The 19,656-nt window shown below is 67.4% G+C and carries 22 protein-coding genes; 13 read left to right on the top strand and 9 right to left on the bottom strand.

Annotation, left to right across the window (positions count from 1 at the left end):
* Positions 1–16 precede the first annotated feature (16 nt).
* The 5 genes from otnK (at position 17) to denD (ending at position 5,243) form a co-directional block, all read left to right on the top strand.
* A complete protein-coding gene (gene otnK, locus HWX25_RS13080) occupies positions 17–1,303 on the top strand; it encodes a 3-oxo-tetronate kinase (RefSeq protein ID WP_175908747.1) in 1,287 nt (428 codons plus the stop codon).
* Positions 1,303–1,941: an aldolase gene (locus HWX25_RS13075; RefSeq protein ID WP_059819707.1), complete on the top strand. Its 639-nt coding sequence runs from the start codon at positions 1,303–1,305 to the stop codon at positions 1,939–1,941. The genes otnK and HWX25_RS13075 overlap by 1 nt, the downstream gene beginning before the upstream one ends.
* A gap of 139 nt (positions 1,942–2,080) precedes the next feature.
* Positions 2,081–3,406 carry an MFS transporter gene (locus HWX25_RS13070; protein ID WP_175908746.1) on the top strand — a complete coding sequence of 442 codons (1,326 nt, stop codon included), beginning with the start codon at positions 2,081–2,083 and terminating at the stop codon, positions 3,404–3,406.
* Between the two features lie 60 nt (positions 3,407–3,466).
* Positions 3,467–4,243: a 2-oxo-tetronate isomerase gene (otnI, locus tag HWX25_RS13065; protein ID WP_175908745.1), complete on the top strand. Its 777-nt coding sequence runs from the start codon at positions 3,467–3,469 to the stop codon at positions 4,241–4,243.
* A 28-nt stretch (positions 4,244–4,271) separates the two neighbouring features.
* Positions 4,272–5,243 carry a D-erythronate dehydrogenase gene (gene denD, locus HWX25_RS13060; protein ID WP_175908744.1) on the top strand — a complete coding sequence of 324 codons (972 nt, stop codon included), beginning with the start codon at positions 4,272–4,274 and terminating at the stop codon, positions 5,241–5,243.
* A gap of 79 nt (positions 5,244–5,322) precedes the next feature.
* On the opposite strand, the gene HWX25_RS13055 is transcribed toward denD, so the two are convergent.
* The 3 genes from HWX25_RS13055 to HWX25_RS13045 form a co-directional block, all read right to left on the bottom strand.
* Positions 5,323–6,411 carry a lysylphosphatidylglycerol synthase domain-containing protein gene (locus HWX25_RS13055; protein ID WP_175908743.1) on the bottom strand — a complete coding sequence of 363 codons (1,089 nt, stop codon included), beginning with the start codon at positions 6,409–6,411 and terminating at the stop codon, positions 5,323–5,325.
* Positions 6,408–7,577 carry a bacteriohopanetetrol glucosamine biosynthesis glycosyltransferase HpnI gene (gene hpnI, locus HWX25_RS13050; protein WP_059819582.1) on the bottom strand — a complete coding sequence of 390 codons (1,170 nt, stop codon included), beginning with the start codon at positions 7,575–7,577 and terminating at the stop codon, positions 6,408–6,410. Before hpnI ends, HWX25_RS13055 begins: the two co-directional genes overlap by 4 nt.
* A 62-nt stretch (positions 7,578–7,639) precedes the next feature.
* The gene (locus tag HWX25_RS13045) at positions 7,640–7,990 is read right to left on the bottom strand and encodes a hypothetical protein (protein ID WP_175908742.1); all 351 of its coding nucleotides are present in this window, start codon (positions 7,988–7,990) and stop codon (positions 7,640–7,642) included.
* Between the two features lie 288 nt (positions 7,991–8,278).
* Here HWX25_RS13045 and HWX25_RS13040 point away from each other — a divergent pair, with 288 nt between their 5' ends.
* From HWX25_RS13040 to HWX25_RS13030, 3 genes are all read left to right on the top strand, one after another.
* Entirely contained in the window at positions 8,279–8,938 is a 660-nt protein-coding gene (locus HWX25_RS13040; RefSeq protein WP_175908741.1) for a response regulator, read from the top strand.
* Complete coding sequence (locus HWX25_RS13035) at positions 8,935–10,386, top strand: ATP-binding protein (protein WP_175908740.1); 1,452 nt, start codon at positions 8,935–8,937, stop codon at positions 10,384–10,386. The genes HWX25_RS13040 and HWX25_RS13035 overlap by 4 nt, the downstream gene beginning before the upstream one ends.
* 70 nt (positions 10,387–10,456) lie before the next feature.
* On the top strand, positions 10,457–10,984 hold the full coding sequence (locus HWX25_RS13030; protein ID WP_175908739.1) for a cytochrome b: 528 nt from the start codon (positions 10,457–10,459) through the stop codon (positions 10,982–10,984).
* A gap of 268 nt (positions 10,985–11,252) precedes the next feature.
* On the opposite strand, the gene HWX25_RS13025 is transcribed toward HWX25_RS13030, so the two are convergent.
* Together HWX25_RS13025 and HWX25_RS13020 are read right to left on the bottom strand one after the other, a co-directional pair.
* Positions 11,253–11,540: a DUF4148 domain-containing protein gene (locus tag HWX25_RS13025; RefSeq protein WP_175908855.1), complete on the bottom strand. Its 288-nt coding sequence runs from the start codon at positions 11,538–11,540 to the stop codon at positions 11,253–11,255.
* Positions 11,541–11,611: 71 nt separating this feature from the next.
* Positions 11,612–11,956, bottom strand: coding sequence for a DUF4148 domain-containing protein (locus HWX25_RS13020; RefSeq protein WP_059819587.1), 345 nt, complete (start codon positions 11,954–11,956; stop codon positions 11,612–11,614).
* A gap of 203 nt (positions 11,957–12,159) precedes the next feature.
* Between HWX25_RS13020 and HWX25_RS13015 the strand changes: the two genes are divergently transcribed.
* Complete coding sequence (locus tag HWX25_RS13015) at positions 12,160–12,849, top strand: aspartyl/asparaginyl beta-hydroxylase domain-containing protein (protein WP_175908738.1); 690 nt, start codon at positions 12,160–12,162, stop codon at positions 12,847–12,849.
* Between the two features lie 28 nt (positions 12,850–12,877).
* On the opposite strand, the gene HWX25_RS13010 is transcribed toward HWX25_RS13015, so the two are convergent.
* Complete coding sequence (locus HWX25_RS13010; protein ID WP_175908737.1) at positions 12,878–13,819, bottom strand: LysR substrate-binding domain-containing protein; 942 nt, start codon at positions 13,817–13,819, stop codon at positions 12,878–12,880.
* A 78-nt stretch (positions 13,820–13,897) separates the two neighbouring features.
* Here HWX25_RS13010 and HWX25_RS13005 point away from each other — a divergent pair, with 78 nt between their 5' ends.
* From HWX25_RS13005 to HWX25_RS12995, 3 genes are all read left to right on the top strand, one after another.
* Positions 13,898–14,296, top strand: coding sequence for a nuclear transport factor 2 family protein (locus HWX25_RS13005; protein WP_059534064.1), 399 nt, complete (start codon positions 13,898–13,900; stop codon positions 14,294–14,296).
* Between the two features lie 123 nt (positions 14,297–14,419).
* Positions 14,420–14,689, top strand: coding sequence for a MoaD/ThiS family protein (locus HWX25_RS13000; protein ID WP_006749905.1), 270 nt, complete (start codon positions 14,420–14,422; stop codon positions 14,687–14,689).
* A gap of 56 nt (positions 14,690–14,745) precedes the next feature.
* Positions 14,746–15,894: an exo-alpha-sialidase gene (locus HWX25_RS12995; protein ID WP_175908736.1), complete on the top strand. Its 1,149-nt coding sequence runs from the start codon at positions 14,746–14,748 to the stop codon at positions 15,892–15,894.
* 49 nt (positions 15,895–15,943) lie between these two features.
* Here the strand turns inward: HWX25_RS12995 and HWX25_RS12990 are convergent, their stop codons facing one another.
* Positions 15,944–16,867 (bottom strand): LysR substrate-binding domain-containing protein, encoded by a 924-nt coding sequence (locus HWX25_RS12990; RefSeq protein WP_175908735.1) that lies wholly within the window; start codon positions 16,865–16,867, stop codon positions 15,944–15,946.
* A 158-nt stretch (positions 16,868–17,025) separates the two neighbouring features.
* Here HWX25_RS12990 and HWX25_RS12985 point away from each other — a divergent pair, with 158 nt between their 5' ends.
* A complete protein-coding gene (locus HWX25_RS12985; protein WP_175908734.1) occupies positions 17,026–17,451 on the top strand; it encodes a PACE efflux transporter in 426 nt (141 codons plus the stop codon).
* 136 nt (positions 17,452–17,587) lie between these two features.
* Here the strand turns inward: HWX25_RS12985 and HWX25_RS12980 are convergent, their stop codons facing one another.
* Positions 17,588–18,535, bottom strand: coding sequence for a choline ABC transporter substrate-binding protein (locus HWX25_RS12980; RefSeq protein ID WP_175908733.1), 948 nt, complete (start codon positions 18,533–18,535; stop codon positions 17,588–17,590).
* A gap of 110 nt (positions 18,536–18,645) precedes the next feature.
* Positions 18,646–19,647 (bottom strand): GlxA family transcriptional regulator, encoded by a 1,002-nt coding sequence (locus HWX25_RS12975; protein ID WP_059534051.1) that lies wholly within the window; start codon positions 19,645–19,647, stop codon positions 18,646–18,648.
* Positions 19,648–19,656: the final 9 nt, after the last annotated feature.

The raw sequence follows: 19,656 nt of genomic DNA, 5'->3' as shown, positions 1-19,656 counted from the left end.
GAACGACGTTCCTGCCATGACCGCTTCCGCTTCCCGTCCCCTGCTCGGCTGCATCGCCGACGATTTCACCGGCGCGACCGATCTCGCGAACATGCTCGTCAAGAGCGGCATGCGTACCGTGCAGACGATCGGCGTGCCCGCCGGCGACGCCGCAGTCGACGCCGACGCGATCGTCGTCGCGCTGAAGTCGCGCACGATTCCCGCCGCCGACGCCGTCGCGCAATCGCTCGCCGCCCATGAATGGCTGCGCGCGCAGGGCTGCCGGCAATTCTTCTTCAAGTACTGCTCGACGTTCGACTCGACCGACGCGGGCAACATCGGGCCCGTCGCCGATGCGCTACTCGATGCGGCCGGCGGCGGCTTCGCGATCGCGTGCCCGGCGTTCCCGGAAAACGGCCGTACGATCTTCCGCGGCCACCTGTTCGTCGGCGACGTGCTGCTGAACGAATCGGGCATGGAGAACCACCCGCTCACGCCGATGAAGGACGCGAACCTCGTGCGCGCGCTGCAGCGGCAAACGAAGTCGCAGGTCGGCCTGATCCGCTACGACACGATCGCGCTGGGCGCGGCCGCCGTGCGCACGCGGATCGAGCAGCTGCGCGCGGAAGGCGCGCGCTTCGCGATCGCCGACGCGTTGTCGGATCGCGACCTCTACGTGCTCGGCGAAGCGTGCGCGGGCCTGCCGCTCGTCACCGGCGGCTCGGGCGTCGCCCTCGGCCTGCCCGCGAATTTCCGTCGCGCTGATCAGCTGCCCGAGCGCGACAACGCGGCCTCGCTGCCGCGCATCGACGGATTGTCGGCGGTGCTCGCTGGCAGCGCGTCGAAGGCAACCAACGCCCAGGTCGCCGCGTGGCGCGAAAGCCGGCCGAGCTTCCGGATCGATCCGCTCGCGGCCTCGCGCGGCGAGCCCGTCGTCGACGCCGCACTCGCGTTCGCACGCTCGCACCTGCCGCAACCCGTGCTGATCTACGCGACCGCGACACCCGACGAAGTGAAGGCCGTCCAGCAAGTGCTCGGCGTCGAGGCGGCCGGCCATCTCGTCGAGAGCACGCTCGCGGCGATCGCCAGGGGCTTGCGCGAGCTCGGCGTGCGCAAGTTCGTCGTCGCCGGCGGCGAGACGTCCGGCGCGGTCGTGCAGGCGCTCGACGTGAAGTCGCTGCAGATCGGTGCGCAGATCGATCCGGGCGTACCGGCGACGGCCACCATCGACGCGCAGCCGCTCGGCCTCGCGCTGAAATCCGGCAACTTCGGCACGGTGGACTTTTTCGACAAGGCGCTGCGCGCGCTCGACGGAGCCGCATGATGAGCCACGAAGCGAAACTGCGCGAGGAGATCTGCGTCGTCGGCGCGAGCCTGTATGCGCGCGGCCATGCAGTCGGCAGCGCCGGCAACATCAGCGCGCGTCTGGACGACGGCTGGCTGATCACGCCGACCGATGCCTGCCTCGGCCGCCTCGACCCGAACGACATCGCGAAGGTCGGCCTGGACGGCCAGCCGCTCTCGGGCGGCAAGCCGTCGAAGACGCTCGCGCTGCATCGCGGAATCTACGCGCGCAACGCGCAGGCGAACGGGATCGTCCATACGCATTCGACGCACCTCGTCGCGCTCACGCTCGCGGGCGTATGGCGCGACACTGACGTGCTGCCGCCGATCACGCCGTATTACGTGATGAAGGTCGGCCACATTCCGCTGATCCGCTATCGCCGCCCCGGCGACCCGGCCGTCGCGGCCGAAGTCGCTGCACTCGCCGATCAGGTGCGCGGCGTGCTGCTCGACCGCCTCGGCCCGGTGATGTGGGGGCAGTCGGTGTCGCACGCGTCGTACGCGCTCGAGGAGCTCGAGGAAACCGCGCGGCTTTGGCTGATGACGAACCCGAAGCCCGAGCCGCTGTCCGACGCCGCGCTCGACGAGCTGCGCCAGACCTTCGGCGCACGCTGGTAACGCAACGCATCGCGCCCGGATCACGCAGGACTACGCACCGATTCCTATGCCTGCCGTGTGCGCGGGCCCTTCCATCAGCACACACGACACAATCCGGCGGCGTGCGCGCCGCCGGCACATGACATCCCAGGAGACGACGATGACTGCTCTCGACGCGGCCGCAAGCCGCTCGCCCGCCGCGCCCGCCCAATCGGCCGAACTCGACCGCACCTACAAGAAAGTGTTCTGGCGCATCGTGCCGTTCCTGATGCTCTGCTACGTGGTCGCGTATCTCGATCGCGTCAACGTCGGCTTCGCGAAGCTGCAGATGTCGCAGGACCTCGCGTTCAGCGAAACCGTGTTCGGCCTCGGCGCCGGCATCTTCTTCCTCGGCTACTTCCTGTTCGAACTGCCGAGCAACATGCTGATGCACCGCATCGGCGCGCGCATCTGGATCGCGCGGATCATGATCACGTGGGGCCTGCTGTCCGCGTTGTTCGCGTTCGTGAAGACGCCGACGCAGTTCTACGTGCTGCGCTTCCTGCTCGGTCTCGCGGAAGCCGGCTTCTATCCGGGCGTGATCCTGTACCTCACGTACTGGTTCCCGTCGCATCGCCGCGCGAAGATCATCGCGGTGTTCATGTCGGCGATTCCGGTGTCGGGCATCTTCGGCAACCCGCTGTCGGGCTGGATCATGGAGCGCTTCCACGGCGGCTCGGGCTTCCACGGCTGGCAATGGATGTTCATGATCGAGGCCGTGCCGGCCGTGCTCGTCGGCATCGCGACGATCCTGTATCTCGACAACAGCATCCGCAGCGCGAAGTGGCTCGACGAGCGGGAGAAGCAAATCCTCGAGGATGAAATCGCTGCTCAGCCGCAGGAACAGCAACAGCACGGCCATTCGCTGAAGGCCGTGTTCTCCGATCCGCGCATGTGGTGGATGTCGCTGATCTACTTCGCGTTCGTCACCGGCCAGTACGGTCTCACGTTCTGGATGCCGACGCTCGTCAAGTCGACCGGCATCACCGATACGTTGCAGATCGGCCTGCTGTCGGCAATTCCGTTCGTCGTCGCGATCGTCGTGATGAACCTGTTCGGCCACAGCGCGGACAAGCGCCGCGAACGCCGCTGGCACCTGATCGTGCCGGCGCTGATGGGCGCGGTCGGGTTTGCGGTCGCCGCGTCGTACTCGCACAATACGGCGGTGTCGATCGTGTTCCTGTCGCTCGCGGCGGGCGGCGTGCTGACCTGCGCACCGCTGTTCTGGTCGCTGCCGACCGCGTTCCTCGCCGGCTCCGCCGCGGCCGCCGGGATCGCGATCATCAACTCGGTCGGCAACCTCGCCGGGTTCGCGAGCCCGTACGTGATCGGCTACCTGAAGGACGTCACGCACAGCACGTCGTCCGGCATGTACGTGCTGGCCGCCATGCTCGTGATCGGCGCGATCGCCGTGTGGCTCACGCCCGCTAAACTCGTGAACCGCTGATCCGTCATTCGACGCGGGGCGCCATGCGCCCTGCCCCATTCATTCACAGGACCCGCTGCCATGCCCCGCTTCGCCGCCAACCTCTCGATGATGTACACCGAGCAGGCGTTCCTCGAACGCTTCGCCGCTGCCTCGTACGACGGCTTCAAGGCCGTCGAGTACCTGTTCCCGTACGACTTCGCCGCCGAGGACATTCGCGCGCGCCTCGACGCGCACAATCTCGAGCAGGCGCTGTTCAACGCGCCGCCGGGCGACTGGGCCGCCGGCGAACGCGGGATCGCGTCGCTGCCGGGCCGCGAGGACGAGTTCCGGCGCGGCATCGACCAGGCGCTCGACTATGCGCGCGTACTCGGCAACAAGAAGCTGCACGTGATGGCCGGGATGGTCGCGCCGGGCGCCGACCGCGCGCGCCATCGCGATACCTACGTGGCGAACCTGCGGCATGCGACGGAGGCCGCCGCCGCACACGGCATCACGGTGCTGATCGAGCCGATCAACCAGCGCGACATGCCCGGCTATTTCCTGAGCCGCCAGGACGATGCGCATGACATCCGCGCGGAAGTCGGCGCGCCGAACCTGAAGGTGCAGTTCGACTGCTATCACTGCCAGATCGTCGAAGGCGACCTCGCGATGAAGCTCAAGCGCGATTTCGCGGGCATCGGCCACATCCAGATCGCCGGCGTGCCCGAGCGTCACGAGCCGGACATCGGCGAACTCAACTACCCGTATCTGTTCGAACTGATCGACGCGCTCGGCTACGACGGCTGGATCGGCTGCGAGTATCGCCCGAAGGCCGGCACGTCCGACGGGCTCGGCTGGCTCAAGCCTTATCTGTAATCCACGCATTCCGAAGAGGGCTCACAACATGAAAGTACTGATCACCGGCGGCGCCGGCTTTCTCGGCCAGCGTCTCGCGCGCAAGCTGCTCGAGCGCGGCGAACTGATCGGGCCCGACGGCCGGACCGGCAAGATCGACGAGCTGGTGCTGCTCGACGTCGTGAAGGGCAGCGATTTCGGCGACGCGCGCGTGACGTCGATCGTCGGCGACATCGCCGATCGCACGGTGCTCGAAAGCGCGATCGACGCGCAGACGGGCGCGATCTTCCATCTCGCGGCGATCGTCAGCGGGCAGGCCGAAGCCGATTTCGATCTCGGCATGCGGATCAACCTCGACGCCTCGCGCACGCTGCTCGAAGTGTGCCGCGCACGCGGCCATCGTCCGCGCGTCGTGTTCACGAGCTCGGTGGCCGTCTACGGCGGCGTGTTGCCCGACGTCGTGCAGGACGACACCGCGCTGAATCCGCAATCGTCGTACGGCGCGGAGAAGGCGATCGCCGAACTGCTGCTGTGCGACTACGCACGGCGCGGCTTCGTCGACGGCCGCGTGCTGCGGCTGCCGACCATCAGCGTGCGGCCGGGCCGCCCGAACGCGGCGGCGTCGTCGTTCGCGAGCGGCATCATCCGCGAACCGCTGAACGGCGAGGAAAGCGTGTGCCCGGTGCCCGGTTCGACGCGGCTGTGGCTGCTGTCGCCGCGCGGCGCGATCGACGCGCTCGTCGCGGGTTGCGAGATCGACAGCGAGAAGCTCGGCAACAAGCGCGTGATCAACCTGCCCGGCCTGTCGGTGTCGGTCGACGAAATGATCGCGGCACTGCGCGAAGTCGCGGGCGACGACGTCGTGAAGCTGATCCGCCATGCGCCGGACGAACGCGTCGAGAAGATCGTCGGCAGCTGGCCGGGCCGCTGGGACACGACGCGCGCCGAAGCGCTCGGCCTGAAGGGCGACACGTCGTTCGCGGACGTGATCCGCAGCTACATCGCCGACGAGCAACGTTGATCGCCGCGCCGCCCGGCGAGGCAAGCGGCCGCGTCGGCGGACCGCTGCCCGCCTGGCTGGCCGGCAACGTCGGGCCGCATCAACGCGGCCCGGCGGACTCCCCGACGGGCATCGATGCGCGCTTCGCCTGGTACGGCGAGCGCGCCGCGCCGGCCGCATGCTGCCATGCGAACAGGCCCGGCAGATAGAACAGCAAGTCGCGGACGCGCCGCGCGCCGGCGAGCGCCAGGCAGGTCGGCGCGTCGAACCCGAGCAGCCCGCCGATCAGCACGAACCCGCCCTCCTGCACGCCCAGCCCGCCCGGCATCAGGAACGCGATGCTGCTCAGGAGCTGGATCAGCGCTTCGATCGCGAGCGCCTGCGCAAACGTCGGATCGGCGCCGAGGAAATGCAGCGCGAGCCAGATTTCCAGCGAATAGCCGACAAATTGCAGCGTCTGCCAGATCGCCAGATAGCGGACGACGACACCCGTCTTTCTCCAGATCATCCGGATCGACTGATCGGTGCGTGCCGATTCGCCGACCAGCGCCACCACCTTGCCGCTCGTGACGCGGTTGACCACGCGCATCGCGCGCTCGAACGGCCGCGCGTGCTGAACCAGCGCGAACAGCAGCAGCACCGGCACGAGCGCCGCCATGCCGATGGCGAGGCGCGCGGCCACCTGCGCGGCGCCGGACGACACGTGTTCGAGCACGTAGCCGATCGCGACCAGCGCGAACACGAGCTGGCTGATCAGCGTCAGTTGCATGTCCGCGACGAGGCTCGCCACGGCGGTCGCCGGGCGCACGCCCGCCTGCCGCAGCAGGCTGAACGACACGATCTCGCCGCCGATCCGCGCGACTGGCAACAGCCCGTTGATCGATTCGCGGATCCATACGAGCTTGAGCATCGTCGCGAACGACGGCCGGCGCGGGCCACGGATCAGCATCCGCCAGTCCCACGCATTCGCGAGCATCGGCAGGATGTGAGCCAGTGCGGCGACCAGCAACCCGGCGCCGGCAATCCGCAACCGGTGCAGGATCTCCAGTGGATGCTCGCGCCAGATCAGCCACACCGCGAGCACCAGCCCGGCCAGCGCCGCCGCTCGCCCCGCATGCCGCAACCGTGCGTCGCGACGCGCGGGCGGCCGGTCCGCGCCTTCGACATCGGAATGCGCGTCGTGCATCATGATTTCCCCGCCGGCGACAACAAGCCCTCGCGGTCGACGCGAAAGCGCGTGCCACGCCAGACGACGTGCGATGAGAAGAAGCTCGACACGAACACCGCGAACTGCAGCAAATCGACGAACGGCAGCCAGAGCGCGCCGCGCAGACCCGCCCCGGTGGCGCGGCTCGTCCGGAACATCAGCAGCGCCCGCGCGACGAGTGCCGCGACCACCAGCCACCAGGCGGCGAGCGTGCCGCCGGAAAACAGCACGGCCAGCAATGCAAGCGGCAGCGGATGCATCAGCACCGACCCGGCGTGACCGAGCCGGTCCGCCGCGCGGATCGTGCAGCTCCAGCGCAATTCGTGCGCATACAGCCTGGCGAAGGTCTCTTCGACACAGGCATGTCCGACGACGAACGGCGGAACGACGACCTGCGCGCCGACCTGCCGCACCGCTTCGCCGAGCGCGTGATCCTCGGCCAGGTGGTGCGCGAAACGCGTGAGCCCGCCGATGCGTTCGAGCGTCGCGCGCGTGATCGCAATCGTCTGGCCAAAGCACGGACGGGCACGCCCGATGAAAAGCCCGGTAATGACGCCTGGCAGGAAATGGTAGTTCGTCATCGCGACGGCGACACCGGGCCAGAAGCCCGGCGACGCGACGCCGCGATACACGCTCGTCACGATGCCGACTTCCGGCTGCTGTAGCGCGCCGACGACGGCACGCAGATAATCGCGCTCGACCAGCACATCGCTGTCGGCGAGACACAGCACCGAATGTTCCGCGTGTTCGAGCATGTTGACGAGATTCGCGATCTTGCGATTCGGCCCGTATAACCGCGCATCGGCGACGACCTTGATGTTCGCGTCCGGATGGCGCGCGCGAAGCGTCTCGACGGCCGCGAGCGCCGCGTCGCCCGCATCGTGCACGCCGAACAGATGTTGTACCGGCCCCGGATAATCCTGGACGAAGAAGCTTTCAAGATGCTGTACGAGGTTCCATTCGTCGCCGTGCAGCGGTTTCGCGACGGTGACGCCCGGATAGTCGCGCGGCACCGCCCGCGCGCGCGAAAAGAACCGGCCGACCAGCACGCTGGCCGTGACAGTGTAGGCAATGCCGAGCAACACGCCCAGCCCGCAGGCGATCGACATCGCGCCGGCCAGCGCGTACAGCACATGCAGCAAGACCATGCTTCTCCCCAGTGGTGGCCCAATGACGGCGACGCTCGGGGCCGGCACGCGCGAACGCGCGCTCACCCGTACACGCCGCCGTATCGATTCCCGTTGAGCCGGATATGCAGGACGACCAGCCGACGGTACGCGCAATCAGATGACACGGCTACCGTGCGGCGATCGATTCCGGACACGCGCACATAGCCGCAGACATCCGCGGCCCTGAACGCCGCGTCGGCAACCTTACGGGCCGACAGGATCGCGGTCGCGACCGCGACGACGGCCCAGATGCGGAATGTCATCGTCGTGAAGAACGCTTCGGGTACGCGCAGCGCAAACAACGAAACCAGCACGAAACACTGAATGAACATGCCGGCGAACGCGGCGATCAACAGGTAGGCGCGCCATCGCTCGATCGTCGAGGGTTCCATCAGGAAAGAACCTCCCGTGCGGACGACCCGCATCGATCCTGCTTCGATCGACACGGTCGCGGGGGTGGACGGGCAAGCGCGTGCGGGACGCGCGGAACCCGGTTCGGGGATCAGGGGAAGCGGAGTTCGACCCGAGAAATGTTGTGGCCGATCGTAGCCGGAATGCCGGTGCCGAACCTTAAGCGATCTTCAGAATCGGGCGATATTTGAGGGAGCGCAATTACAATCCGTTGCACGACGCGCACAGTCCGGCTCGTACAATTGCATATATCTGCACACGAATCGACCATGCGACTCCTCCTTGTCGAAGACGACGACCTCATCGGCAGCGGCCTCGAAATCAGCCTGAGTCAGGCTGGTTATCAGGTCGACTGGCTGCGCGACGGTCATGCCGCCGCCGCCGCGCTCTCGACGACGCGCTTCGCCCTCGTCGCCCTCGATCTCGGCTTGCCCGGCAAATCGGGAACGGAACTGCTGCGTGCGATGCGGGACGCGGGCGATACCACGCCGGTGCTCGTACTGACCGCGCGCGGCACCGTGGCCGATCGGGTCCGCGGCCTCGACGACGGCGCCGACGACTATCTCGCGAAACCGTTCGAGCTGTCCGAGGTGCTCGCCCGCTGCCGCGCGCTCGTGCGCCGCTCCCAGGGTCGGGCCGGCGACGAGATCGTGTGGCGCGACATCACGATCGACCTGACCACCCAAACGGTGACACGCGATGCGGCGCGCATCGCGCTGACGTCACGCGAATGGACCATCCTCGTTCAGCTCGTCAGTCATGCGGGCATGCCCCAGTCGCGGGCGCGTCTCGAGGACGGCCTGTACGGATGGCAGGAAGGCATCGAAAGCAATGCGATCGAGGTTCACATCTCGAATCTGCGTAAGAAGCTCGGCGCGGAACTGATCCGGACGGTGCGAGGCATCGGTTACGTCGTCGACAAACCATGATCTCGCGCTCGATACGGCGCCGCGTTTCGGCGATGGCGCTCGGCTGCGTGACCGTCGTCTGGATCGTCGCCGTGTTCGGCAGCTTCCGGCACGCGACACGCGAGATCGGCGAATGGGAAGACGCCCGTCTCGTCGAATATGCGTCGCTGCTCGTCGACCTCGCGCCGGCCGACCTCGACCGCCTCGCCCGCTTCCCGCCCGACGCGCGCATCGAACTGGCTCACGGCACGCCGGCCGCCGCCCGAGACAACGACGGCGATCGTCTGCCGCGCGACGTACTGTTCGAAGTCCGCGACGCGCGGGGCAACGTCGTCGCGTCGAGCCTGCCAGTCGACGCTCCCGGCCGGCCCGATGCAGCCGGCCGAAGCGACACCCCCGAAACGATCGTCGTGCGCGGCGCGCAATGGCGCACCCACACGCTGCGCGACGACGCGTCGGGACGATGGATACGGGTGATGGAGCCCGCCAATACGCGCAGCGATCTCGCGACGGGCATCGCGAGCGGCATCGTCTGGCCGCTGATCGTCGCGCTCCCGGTGCTGGCATTGCTGCTCTGGTTCCTGATCGGGCGCAGTCTGGCGCCGCTCAAAACACTGTCGACGCTGATCGGCGCGCGCGATGCGCGCTCGCTCGAACCGCTCGGCGTCACGACCGTTCCGGAAGAAGTCCGCACGCTGGTCGACGCGATCGACCGCCTGCTCGCCAGATTGCGGCAGTCCATCGTGCGCGAGCGGGCATTCACGTCCGACGCGGCGCACGAACTCAAGACGCCGCTGGCCGCGATCAAGGTTCAGGCCCAGGTCGCGCTCGCGACCGACGATCCGGCGCGCAAACAGCTCGCCATGCAGCGCGTGGTGCAAGGCGTCGATCGCAGCGCGCGTCTCGCCGAACAGTTGCTGCTGCTCGCGCGGCTCGACGAATACGAACGCATTCCGGTGCGCGCCGTCGTCGTCCGCGAACTGGTCGACGCGGCCATCGAGCGGCATCTTGCGAAGGCATCGGATCACTGCATCGCCATCGTCGCCAGCGGCACGCCCGGGCGAGCGATTCAGGCCGATCCGATCCTGCTCGGCATCCTGCTCGACAACCTGCTCGACAACGCGATCAAGTACGGCCGGCAGGGGGGCCGCATCGAGATCGACGTACACGACGACGGCGCCGCGCAGCGCATCGTCGTGCGCGACGACGGGCCCGGCGTCGCCCCCGGCGAGCACGAGCGGCTCGGTGATCGTTTCTATCGCGGCGTGGGCACGCAGTTGCCCGGCAGCGGGCTCGGGCTGTCGATCGTCCAGCGCATCGCGCAATACTTCGGCGGCACCGTGCAATTCGGGGCCGGCATCGGCGGCCGCGGCCTCGGCGTCACGATCTCGATGCCGTCGGCCGAATCCGCCCGGATTGATCGCACGCAGGCGTTATCGGACGAAGCCGGTGCGCGACCGCACGCTTAACGTTTCGTTAAGGATTCGGCCGTAAAATCCGCCGGAAGATACGGTCCTCATCCGCTTGCCAGGAGCTTTCATGTCTACAACCGCCCGATACGACGCAGTCGCACGCCTTCTTCACTGGCTGATCGTGGCGCTGGTCGTCGCGCAATACGTAATCGGCTGGACGATGCCCGACGTGCATCGCGACACGCAACCGGTCGGCCTGATCGCCGCGCACCTGATCGTGGGCACCGCGCTGCTTGCCGCAATGGCTTGCCGCGTGCTCTGGCGCGTGACGCATCGCCCGCCCGCCGACGAACTGTCGCCTGCGATGCGCGCGGTGTCCGGCGCAACGCACTTCGGGCTCTATGCATTGCTGATCGCGGTGCCGTTGCTCGGCTGGATCAATGCGTCGTCGCGCGCATGGGCCGTGACGCTGTTCGGTGTCGTCCCGCTGCCGGCGCTGTCGGCGGCCGGCTCGGGATTCGGGCACGCGATGGGCGACGTGCACGGCATCCTCGCGTGGGTGCTGTTCGGCGGCATCTGCCTTCACGTCGCGGCCGCGGTCGCGCATCGTTTCGTCCTGCGCGACGGCGTCATGCAACGGATGATGCCCTGGTAATCTCGCCACCATGCGCCATGGCGCACCATCGCAGGCAGCGATCCGGCAATGACGGATCGCGCGCTCGCCTGCATCGCGGCTCACCCTGCAATCCACCTGCGCGCCCATCGGAATCGGGCAACACGCTGATCGCGGCGCCGCGCGAAGCGGCGCGCGATCGACGGCCTCGCCGTCCGTGCGGTTCGGCCAGGCCGCGTGCCGCGAGCGGCGTGCGTATTGCCGTACCGCGAGCACGTCGGCCCGAAGACACATACGTACATGTCGGCACCTAGTCGTCGGTCTGCGCCGGCATGACGGCGGCCGGCGCGGGCGGGGCGGGCGGGGCGGGCAAAGCCGCCATCCTCGCCCGATCCTGCTCGGCGACCTTCGCCAGCGCGGCCTGAATGTCCGCAGGATATTCTCCGTCGTCCCCCTTCGACGGATCGTAGCCCGCCGCTTCCAGACGAATCAGTTCCTCGCGAACCTGTGCACGCGTGAGCGGCGCATTCAATTGCGCGAATGCAGACTGACCGGATACAACGCCGATCATCATCAGTAGTGCGATACAAGTTTTCATCATGAACTCCTTCAATGTTGCGTGCCGATCCAACCTCGTGGATGCCGGGCCGGCCGCGGTGGCCCGCTTCTTCAGCTTCCGAAATACGGCGTGCAGAAGCTCTCGGGGCCCACGCACGCGGCCGATCGCGGACGCGACGGCAGTATCGTCGGCCTCCCCGCATCGGAAGTCGCGGCCGGATCGCTGCCGACCGCGGTTTCGGCCTGATGCCGAGGCATCTGTTCGGCCTGCTGCCGGAATAGCGGACTCACGTCCGGATACGACGTATCGGTCACGAAGCGCAGTCCGTTGTTTTCGGCGTCGATCAATTGCTGCCTGACCTGCGCGCGCGTCAGTGCCTGTGCCGACGCAGGCGTCGCGACACTCGCGACGGACATCGCCGCCACCGTGGCGGCCACCAGCCAATGCGTATTCATGCTCACTCCTTCGGAAGTCAACGAAACGACGTGCTACACCCGTATGACGACGCGGGGTGCCCGTTTATTCCCGGAATGGCGAACCGCTTGCGCAGGACATTCATCGAACTGTCATTCTTTCGTCAGCCTGCGTAACCTGACGTAACGCAGGCCCCACCGCGCGTGGGGCAGACTGACGACACCTTGTGGATCGCGCCTCGATCATGTCCGTCGCTTACGACTATGCAGCCGGCCTGCTTCGCACGCTGTTCGACCGTCATATCGACAGCGGTGCCGTGCTCGACCCGGCCATGTTCCCCGACGCCGAGCGATTCGTCCGCGCGTGGCCGGCCATTCGCGCGGAAGCGCTGGCCGTCGCGCGCGACCTGCCGCGCATCCCGCGCTTCCACGAGATCATGCGCGAGCAGCACGACATCTCGGCCAACGATGCACGCGACTGGCGGATGTTCATCATGCAGGCGTACGGCCAGCCGTTTCCGCGCAACCTGTCGCGTTGCCCGACCGTCGAATCGATCGTCGCGGCGTCGCCGGACGTGTTGTCCGCGTCGCTGTCGTTCCTCGCGCCCGGCAAACACATTCCGCCGCATCGCGGACCGTTCCGCGGCATCCTGCGCGGCTATCTCGTGCTGTCGATGCCGAAGCGCGCCGACGGCACGCCGGCTGCAGTGCTGAAGATCGATGGCCATGAATACCGGCTCGAAGAAGGCCGCTTCCTGCTGTGGGACGACACGTTCGTGCACGAGGTATGGAACGACAGCGACGCAGTGCGAATCGTGCTGCTGCTCGATATCCGACGGCGCGGCATGCCGCGCTTGCTGACGTGGCTGTCGAATGCGGTGATCGGCGTCGTGCGGCTCGGAATCCGGATGCGGGGGCGATCGATCCCGGTCTAGCCAACCGCAACGCGCCCGCCCGTCGCGGTCAATCCTCGCGCGCCAGACGCGTCAGAACCTCCGCGAGCGCTTGAATCGCGGGTTGCGTGGCGCGCTGCGTCGGGTAGACGAGGTAGTAACCGAGGCCGTTGCGCACCACCTCCGGGAACGGCGTGACCAGCGCGCCGGCTGCCAGCCGGTCCGCCGCCATGCGCGGATCGCCGATCGCGACGCCGTGCGCGTCAGCCGCGGCCGTCAACGTCAGTTCGAGCGTATCGAATACGAGCCCGGTGCCCGGGTCGATCCGCGTTGCGCCGACGGCGTCGAGCCAGCATCGCCATTCGTCGCGATTGCGTGCGGGATGCAGCAGCGTCGCATGCGCGAGATCGGCGATCGACTTCAACGACGCACCGATCTCGCGCGTACACATCGGCGTGAGGCACTCGTCGAACAGCGGCACCGCCACCATTCCCGCCCAGTTTCCGGTACCGCGCACGACGATTGCATCGAAATCGGCGTCGGTGAAATCCGGCGTGTCGTCCGCCGACGTGTGAATGCGCAATTCGGTTCGCGGCAACGCGTGATTGAGCGCCGGGAGCCGCGGCAGCAGCCACCGGATCGCGAACGTGGATGGCAAGCGCAACGTCAGGGTCGACGCGGAATGCGCATGGGCATGCGCGTGTCGCGCCAGTTGCGCGAGCACGTCGATGGCCACCGTCAGCAGCGCGCCGCCCTCCGCGGTCAACGTCAATCCCGACGGATGACGAACGAACAACGCACACCGGTAGTGCGCTTCCAGTTGCTGCACCTGACGGCTCACCGCACCCTGGGTCCGGCACAGATGCTCGGCCGCCCGGTTGAAACTGCCGAGTTCGGCGGCGGCGACGAAGGCCTGGAACGCCGTCAGCGGCGGCAGCGCACGCGTGAGATCCGCCAGCGGATATGCGCGGGCGGCATACCCGGGTTGCGGATTATTCGTTTGTTCGGTCATCGCTGCTTCGCTATCGTGGTTGAACCGGCTCGCGACGGCTGTCGCGGACGGCTCGTCATCAATCAACGGAGAAATACCATGGTCTCGTCGTCCGACGCACTATATACGCGGCAGGTCGATACCTACCTGAAAGCGCTCGAACGCGGCGACGTCGCCGAGATCTGCGCGCTGTTCGCGCCGGATGCGCGGATATTCTCGCCGTTTCTCGGCTGGATGGCGCCGCGGCCCTTTTTCGAAAAAGTCGCGGCGGCATCCGGACAAAGCCGGATCACGCCGATCGACATCTGCGTCAGCACGACGGGCGCACGTCGGGCCACCGGCTATTTCGTCTACGACTGGGGACTGAAGGACGGCGCCGAGGTGCGGTTCGAATGCGTCGACGTCTTCGAATTCGACGACGACGCGCGCATCGAGCGCATGGTCATCATCTACGACACGCATCCGGTGCGAAGTACCGTCGGCGACAAGTACGCATAGCCGGATCGTTGCGCGGCGCAGCAAGGTCCCGCGCCGCCGGCCGTACCGCAAATGCCGCTGCTGGCCCGATCGATCGCCTACACTACAGACCGTCCCCCCGCGCGGCTCCTGCCAGCCACTACCATGGCCCACCTCTTCTTCGCGGCGTCGATCCAGCGCCATATCGACACGCCCGAGCGCGACATCGACGCACGGACGCTCGGCGAAGCGCTTGAAACCGTCTTCGGCGAGCAGCCGAGGCTGCGCGGCTATATCGTCGACGACCAGGGTGCGCTGCGAAAGCACCTGTCGGTGTTCATCGACGGCCAGCCGGTACGCGACCGGCAACACCTGTCCGATGCGCTCGGCGACGCCAGCCGCGTCTATGTCGTGCAGGCGCTGTCCGGCGGATAAAGGGACGCATCTCCATCGAATCAAGCGCCCGGTCGGACCTACTGGAGACACCCGACATGAACGATCGACTGCTCGTCGCGACCCGCAAGGGCCTGTTCGTGCTGCACGCCGACGGCAACGGCGGCTGGTCGCTCGGCGAGCCGCACTTCATCGGCGAACCCGTCAGCATGGCGCTGGCCGACCCGCGCGACGGCACGCTGTATGCGGCGCTCAATCTCGGCCACTTCGGCGTCAAGCTGCATCGCCGACGCGCGGACGCCGCCGCATGGGAAGAATGTGCGGTGCCCGTCTATCCGCCGCAGCCCGCCGACACGCCTCGCGCCGACACCGGCACCCACGCGGGCGCCGGCGATTCGGAGGACGAAGCGCCTGCCCCGCCGCGCCCACCGTGGACGCTTCAGCAGATCTGGTCGCTCGAAGCCGGCGGCGCCGACGAGCCGGGCGTGCTGTGGGCCGGCACGATACCGGGCGGACTGTTCCGCTCCGACGACGGCGGCGATTCGTGGGTGCTCAACCGCGCGCTATGGGACCGCCCGGAGCGCGCCGAGTGGTTCGGCGGCGGCTACGATGCCGCCGGCATCCATTCGGTGATGATCGATCCGCGCGACAGCCGGCACGTGACGATCGGGATTTCGTGCGGCGGCGTCTGGCAGACCTTCGACGGCGGCGCGACCTGGCGCGTCAGCGCCGACGGCATGGAAGCCGACTACATGCCGCCCGAGCGGCGCGGCGAACCCAACGTGCAGGATCCGCACCGCGTCGTCCAGTGTGCAGCCGCTCCCGATGTGCTGTGGACCCAGCATCACTGCGCGATCTTCCGCTCGACCGACGGCGCCGCGCACTGGCAGCGGATCGAGGCGCAGCCGTCGAGCTTCGGCTTCGCGGTCGCCGTGCATCCGGCAGATCCCGACACCGCGTGGTTCGTGCCGGCCGTGAAGGATGCGTGCCGGATTCCGGTGAACGGCCGGTTCGTCGTCACGCGCACGCGCGACGGCGGCCGCAGCTTCGAGACGCTGTCGAACGGGCTGCCGCCCGAGCCGGCCTACGACCTCGTGTATCGGCACGGGCTCGCGGTGGACGACTCCGGCACGCATCTCGCGATGGCGTCGACGACGGGCGGGTTATGGACGTCCGGCGACGGCGGTGACAACTGGCGGCAGGTCTCCGCGCATTTGCCGCCGGTGTATTGCGTGCGTTTCGGGTAACGAACGATTCGCACGCGTCGCAGCGCAATGGAAGCGCCGGACCGTTGCGTCACACATGCGGCGTGATCCGCGCCACCGCCCCACGCGTGCGCGCGATTTCCGCTTCGAGCCAGTCGAGAAACCGCCTGACCTGCGGCTCGCGTTCCCGCCCGGGCCGGCACAGCGCGACGAAGCGCGCGCCGGCGAGCCGCACCGACGGCTCGATCGGCATCAGCGCGCCGCGCTCGACGTGCTCGGCGACCAGCACGGAGCTGAGCAGCCCGACGCCCTGGCCGTGCAACACGGCCTGCAACGCGTAGTGCTCGTCGTCGTAATGCCGGAACACCGCGCGCTCGAGCCACGCTTCCCGACCCGCCGCACGACACCACGACGCCCAATCGATCGACATCGGCAACGGCGTATCCCACACCGTCTCGATCAAATCGAGGCGCTCGTCCGAACGATGCGCATCGAACCCGGTGGCCGCATACGCGCCGAAATACTCGTCGATCAATGCGATCTCGTGCAGCGTCGGGAACGTGCGCGACGTCGCGCGAATCGCGAGATCGATTCGCGCGTCGCGGTCGAGATCGGCGAGCGTGTTGCCGGTTTCGACCTTGATGTTCAATTGCGGATCGACCTGCTGAAACCGGCCGAGACGCGGAATCAGCCACATCGCGGCGAATGCGGGCGTGGTGGTCAGCACGAGCGTGCGCTCGTCGGCCGCTTCGGGCCGCACCGCGTCGAGCCCGCGACTCAGCGCGAGCAACGCGTCGTGGCTCGCGCGAAACAGCCGTTCGCCCTCCTCCGTGAGCCGCACGCCGCTCGCGCCGCGTTCGAACAGCAGCACGCCGATCCGGCTTTCGAGCGACTTGATCTGATGCGATACGGCGGCCGGCGTCACGGACAACTCGTCCGCCGCGGCCTTGAACGAGCCGAGCCGTGCCGACGACTCGAATACACGCAATGCGGTCAGGGGAATTTTCGAGAACACGGGACCTCGCGGGCCGGGTCCGGCCGGGTTGAATTCGATTCAATCCGGGTGAGATTAGGTGAATTGAAGCGCTCGCGCAACGCACGTAGCCTTGCGGGACGTCGCGGCGCCGTGACGCGCAAGCGACCGTCGAGTCACCGTCGAACCGGAGAAACAACGTGCAAGGCCTATCGCGCAGGATCACGCAGGCGGTGCTCTACGAAGCGATCGCGATCTCCTGCATCTCGCCCGCGATCGCGGCGATCTTCAAGCAAAGCCTCTTCTATTCGGGCGCGTTGTCGGCGACGATGTCCGCGATCGCGCTGCTGTGGAACATGATCTTCAACGCGCTGTTCGAGCGCTGGGAAGCGTCGCGCCGTCGGCCCAGGCGCACGCTCGCGCGGCGGATCCTGCACGCGACCGCATTCGAGGGCGGGCTGATCTTCATCCTCGTGCCGGTGGTGTCGTGGTGGCTCGACATCTCGTGGTTCGACGCGTTCGTCGTCGACATCGGGCTGTTCGCATTCTTCTTCTGCTACGCGTTCGTGTTCCAGTGGGCGTTCGACCGCGTGTTCGACGTACCGGCGGCGACGAAGGAATCGTGACGCTGATTCACTGCGCGGCGATTCGCCAATCCACTCGCGGCCCGAAAACGACGCGGCCCGCCCGCACGATGCGGGAGGGCCGCGTTTCTTCACGCCGGCGCGCCGCCTTCGGCGAGCGCGCCGTTCGTCCAGTCGCTCAATGCACGCCGAGATACGCCTTCACCGCCGGCAGGCCCGGCTTGCCGTCGATCGTCGTCACACCGGCGAGCCACTTGTCGAGCGCCTGCGGGTTCGCCTTCAGGTACTCTGCCGCGGCCTTGTTCGGGTCTTCCTTGTTCATGATCGGCACCATCACGTGGTTCTCGATCGTCGTCGTGAACTGAAGGTTCGACACGAACTTCGCGACGTTCGGGCAGCGCTGCGCGTAGTCGGGCGGCGTCGCGGTCAGCACCTTCGCTTCGCCGTAGTTCGGGCCGAACACGTCGTCGCCGCCGCTCAGGTAGTCGATCTTCATCTGCACGTTCATCGGATGCGGTTCCCAGCCGAGGAACACGATCCACTGCTTGTCGCGGATCGCGCGATTCACCTCGACCAGCATCCCGGCCTCGCTCGACTCGACCATCTTGAACTTGCCGAGGCCGAACTGATTGCCGTCGATCATCTTCTTGATCAGCAGGTTGCCGTCGTTGCCCGGTTCGATCCCGTAGATCTTGCCGTTGAGCTTGTCCGCGAACTTCTGGATGTCGGCGAACGACTTCAGGCCGCCCTGGTACACGTAGTCGGGCACCGCGAGCGTGTATTTCGCGCCGGTCAGGTTGGGCGTGGCGAGCACCTTGATCGTGCCGGCCTTCGTGAACGGCTGGATGATCGGATCCATCGTCGGCGACCAGTAGCCGAGGAACACGTCGATCTGCTTGCTCTTGATGCCCGCGAACGTGATCGGCACCGACGCGATCGTCTTGGTCGGCGTGTAGCCGAGACCCTGCAGCATCGTCGATGCGAGGCCCGTGGTGGCCGCGATGTCGGACCAGCCGACGTCCGCGAAGCGCACGTTCTTGCACACGGGCGGGTCGGCCGCGTAAACCGCCGACATCGGTGATGCAATCCCGATCCCGCATGCCGCTGCGATCAATAGGCGCTTCATCTGTCTTCTCCTCAAAGTGACGTCGTTTTTCATGGGTGCGGGATCGAGTGTTGAAACCGCGCGCCGAGATCCCGGCGGCGTCGCGGACCGAATGGCTCGCTCGGGTCGTGTCAGCGCCCCGGCAACCGTCGCTCGTAGCTCGGCGCGTGACCGAACTGCGCGCGATACGCCTTGCTGAAATGGCACGGCGAATGGAATCCGCACGTCGTCGTCACGCGCGCGATCGATGCGTCGGTCGTGCGCAGCAGGTCGCGCGCGCGTTTCAGACGCAGCGTCAGGTAATAGTGAGTGGGCGACACGTTCAGATAAACCTTGAACATCCGCTGCAGGTGCCGCTGCGAAAGTCGCACGAGCCGCGCGAGTTCCTCGAGCGACAGCGGCTCCTCGATGTTCGCCTCCATCAGCCGCACGACCTCGATCAGCTCCGCGCGCGAGAAACCGACGCGCGCATCGACGGGAATCGGCTGCGTGTCGGTCGAGCTGCGGATGCGCTCCAGGATGAACTGCTCGGACACCTGCGCGGCGAGCTGCTGGCCGAAACGCATGCCGACGAGGTTCAGCATCAGGTCGAGCGGCGCGGTGCCGCCGGTGCACGTGAGCCGGTCGCGATCGACGACGAACAGCTCGTCGGCGAACCCGACCTGCGGAAACTCCGCATGCAGCGCGGACAGGTTCTCCCAGTGCACGGTGCAGCGATAGCCGTCGAGCAGACCGCCCGACATCAGCGCATACGCACCGGTGCAGATGCCACCCAGCGGCAGCCCGCGTTCGGCGAGCGCCGCGAGCGTGTCGCGCGCGCCGTCGTCGACCACGTTGCGGATGTGGATCCCGCCGCACACGATCATCACGTCCGGCAGGTTCGTGTAGTCGAGCGCCTGGGTCGGACGCACCGCGATGCCGTTGCTGGCATGCACGGGCGCACCGTCGAGCGAATAGATCGACCACTTGTAGTGATCGGATCGCCCGACATAGTTCGCCATCCGAAGCACTTCGACCGCGCTCGAGAACGCGATCATCGAGAAGTTCGGCAGCGTCAGGAAGCCGAAATGGGCAAGGGACGAAACCGGTGAAACGCAAGCGGCGGGCACGGCGGCAGCGGCGGCGGACGTCACATCGGGCTC

The sequence above is a fragment of the Burkholderia sp. BCC1640 genome (genome assembly GCF_902833125.1).
Taxonomy (GTDB): Bacteria; Pseudomonadota; Gammaproteobacteria; order Burkholderiales; family Burkholderiaceae; genus Burkholderia; species Burkholderia diffusa.
The sequence above is the reverse complement of the archived record's forward strand: the minus strand, read 5'-3'. Positions and strand labels throughout refer to the sequence as shown.

Excerpts from the sequence above, each read along its gene's own strand:
- otnK (WP_175908747.1), top strand. The coding sequence starts at position 17 with ATGACCGCTTCCGCTTCCCGTCCCCTGCTCGGCTGCATCGCCGACGAT.
- HWX25_RS13075 (WP_059819707.1), top strand. The coding sequence starts at position 1,303 with ATGAGCCACGAAGCGAAACTGCGCGAGGAGATCTGCGTCGTCGGCGCG.
- HWX25_RS13070 (WP_175908746.1), top strand. The coding sequence starts at position 2,081 with ATGACTGCTCTCGACGCGGCCGCAAGCCGCTCGCCCGCCGCGCCCGCC.
- otnI (WP_175908745.1), top strand. The coding sequence starts at position 3,467 with ATGCCCCGCTTCGCCGCCAACCTCTCGATGATGTACACCGAGCAGGCG.
- denD (WP_175908744.1), top strand. The coding sequence starts at position 4,272 with ATGAAAGTACTGATCACCGGCGGCGCCGGCTTTCTCGGCCAGCGTCTC.
- HWX25_RS13055 (WP_175908743.1), bottom strand. The coding sequence starts at position 6,411 with ATGATGCACGACGCGCATTCCGATGTCGAAGGCGCGGACCGGCCGCCC.
- hpnI (WP_059819582.1), bottom strand. The coding sequence starts at position 7,577 with ATGGTCTTGCTGCATGTGCTGTACGCGCTGGCCGGCGCGATGTCGATC.
- HWX25_RS13045 (WP_175908742.1), bottom strand. The coding sequence starts at position 7,990 with ATGGAACCCTCGACGATCGAGCGATGGCGCGCCTACCTGTTGATCGCC.
- HWX25_RS13040 (WP_175908741.1), top strand. The coding sequence starts at position 8,279 with ATGCGACTCCTCCTTGTCGAAGACGACGACCTCATCGGCAGCGGCCTC.
- HWX25_RS13035 (WP_175908740.1), top strand. The coding sequence starts at position 8,935 with ATGATCTCGCGCTCGATACGGCGCCGCGTTTCGGCGATGGCGCTCGGC.
- HWX25_RS13030 (WP_175908739.1), top strand. The coding sequence starts at position 10,457 with ATGTCTACAACCGCCCGATACGACGCAGTCGCACGCCTTCTTCACTGG.
- HWX25_RS13025 (WP_175908855.1), bottom strand. The coding sequence starts at position 11,540 with ATGAAAACTTGTATCGCACTACTGATGATGATCGGCGTTGTATCCGGT.
- HWX25_RS13020 (WP_059819587.1), bottom strand. The coding sequence starts at position 11,956 with ATGAATACGCATTGGCTGGTGGCCGCCACGGTGGCGGCGATGTCCGTC.
- HWX25_RS13015 (WP_175908738.1), top strand. The coding sequence starts at position 12,160 with ATGTCCGTCGCTTACGACTATGCAGCCGGCCTGCTTCGCACGCTGTTC.
- HWX25_RS13010 (WP_175908737.1), bottom strand. The coding sequence starts at position 13,819 with ATGACCGAACAAACGAATAATCCGCAACCCGGGTATGCCGCCCGCGCA.
- HWX25_RS13005 (WP_059534064.1), top strand. The coding sequence starts at position 13,898 with ATGGTCTCGTCGTCCGACGCACTATATACGCGGCAGGTCGATACCTAC.
- HWX25_RS13000 (WP_006749905.1), top strand. The coding sequence starts at position 14,420 with ATGGCCCACCTCTTCTTCGCGGCGTCGATCCAGCGCCATATCGACACG.
- HWX25_RS12995 (WP_175908736.1), top strand. The coding sequence starts at position 14,746 with ATGAACGATCGACTGCTCGTCGCGACCCGCAAGGGCCTGTTCGTGCTG.
- HWX25_RS12980 (WP_175908733.1), bottom strand. The coding sequence starts at position 18,535 with ATGAAGCGCCTATTGATCGCAGCGGCATGCGGGATCGGGATTGCATCA.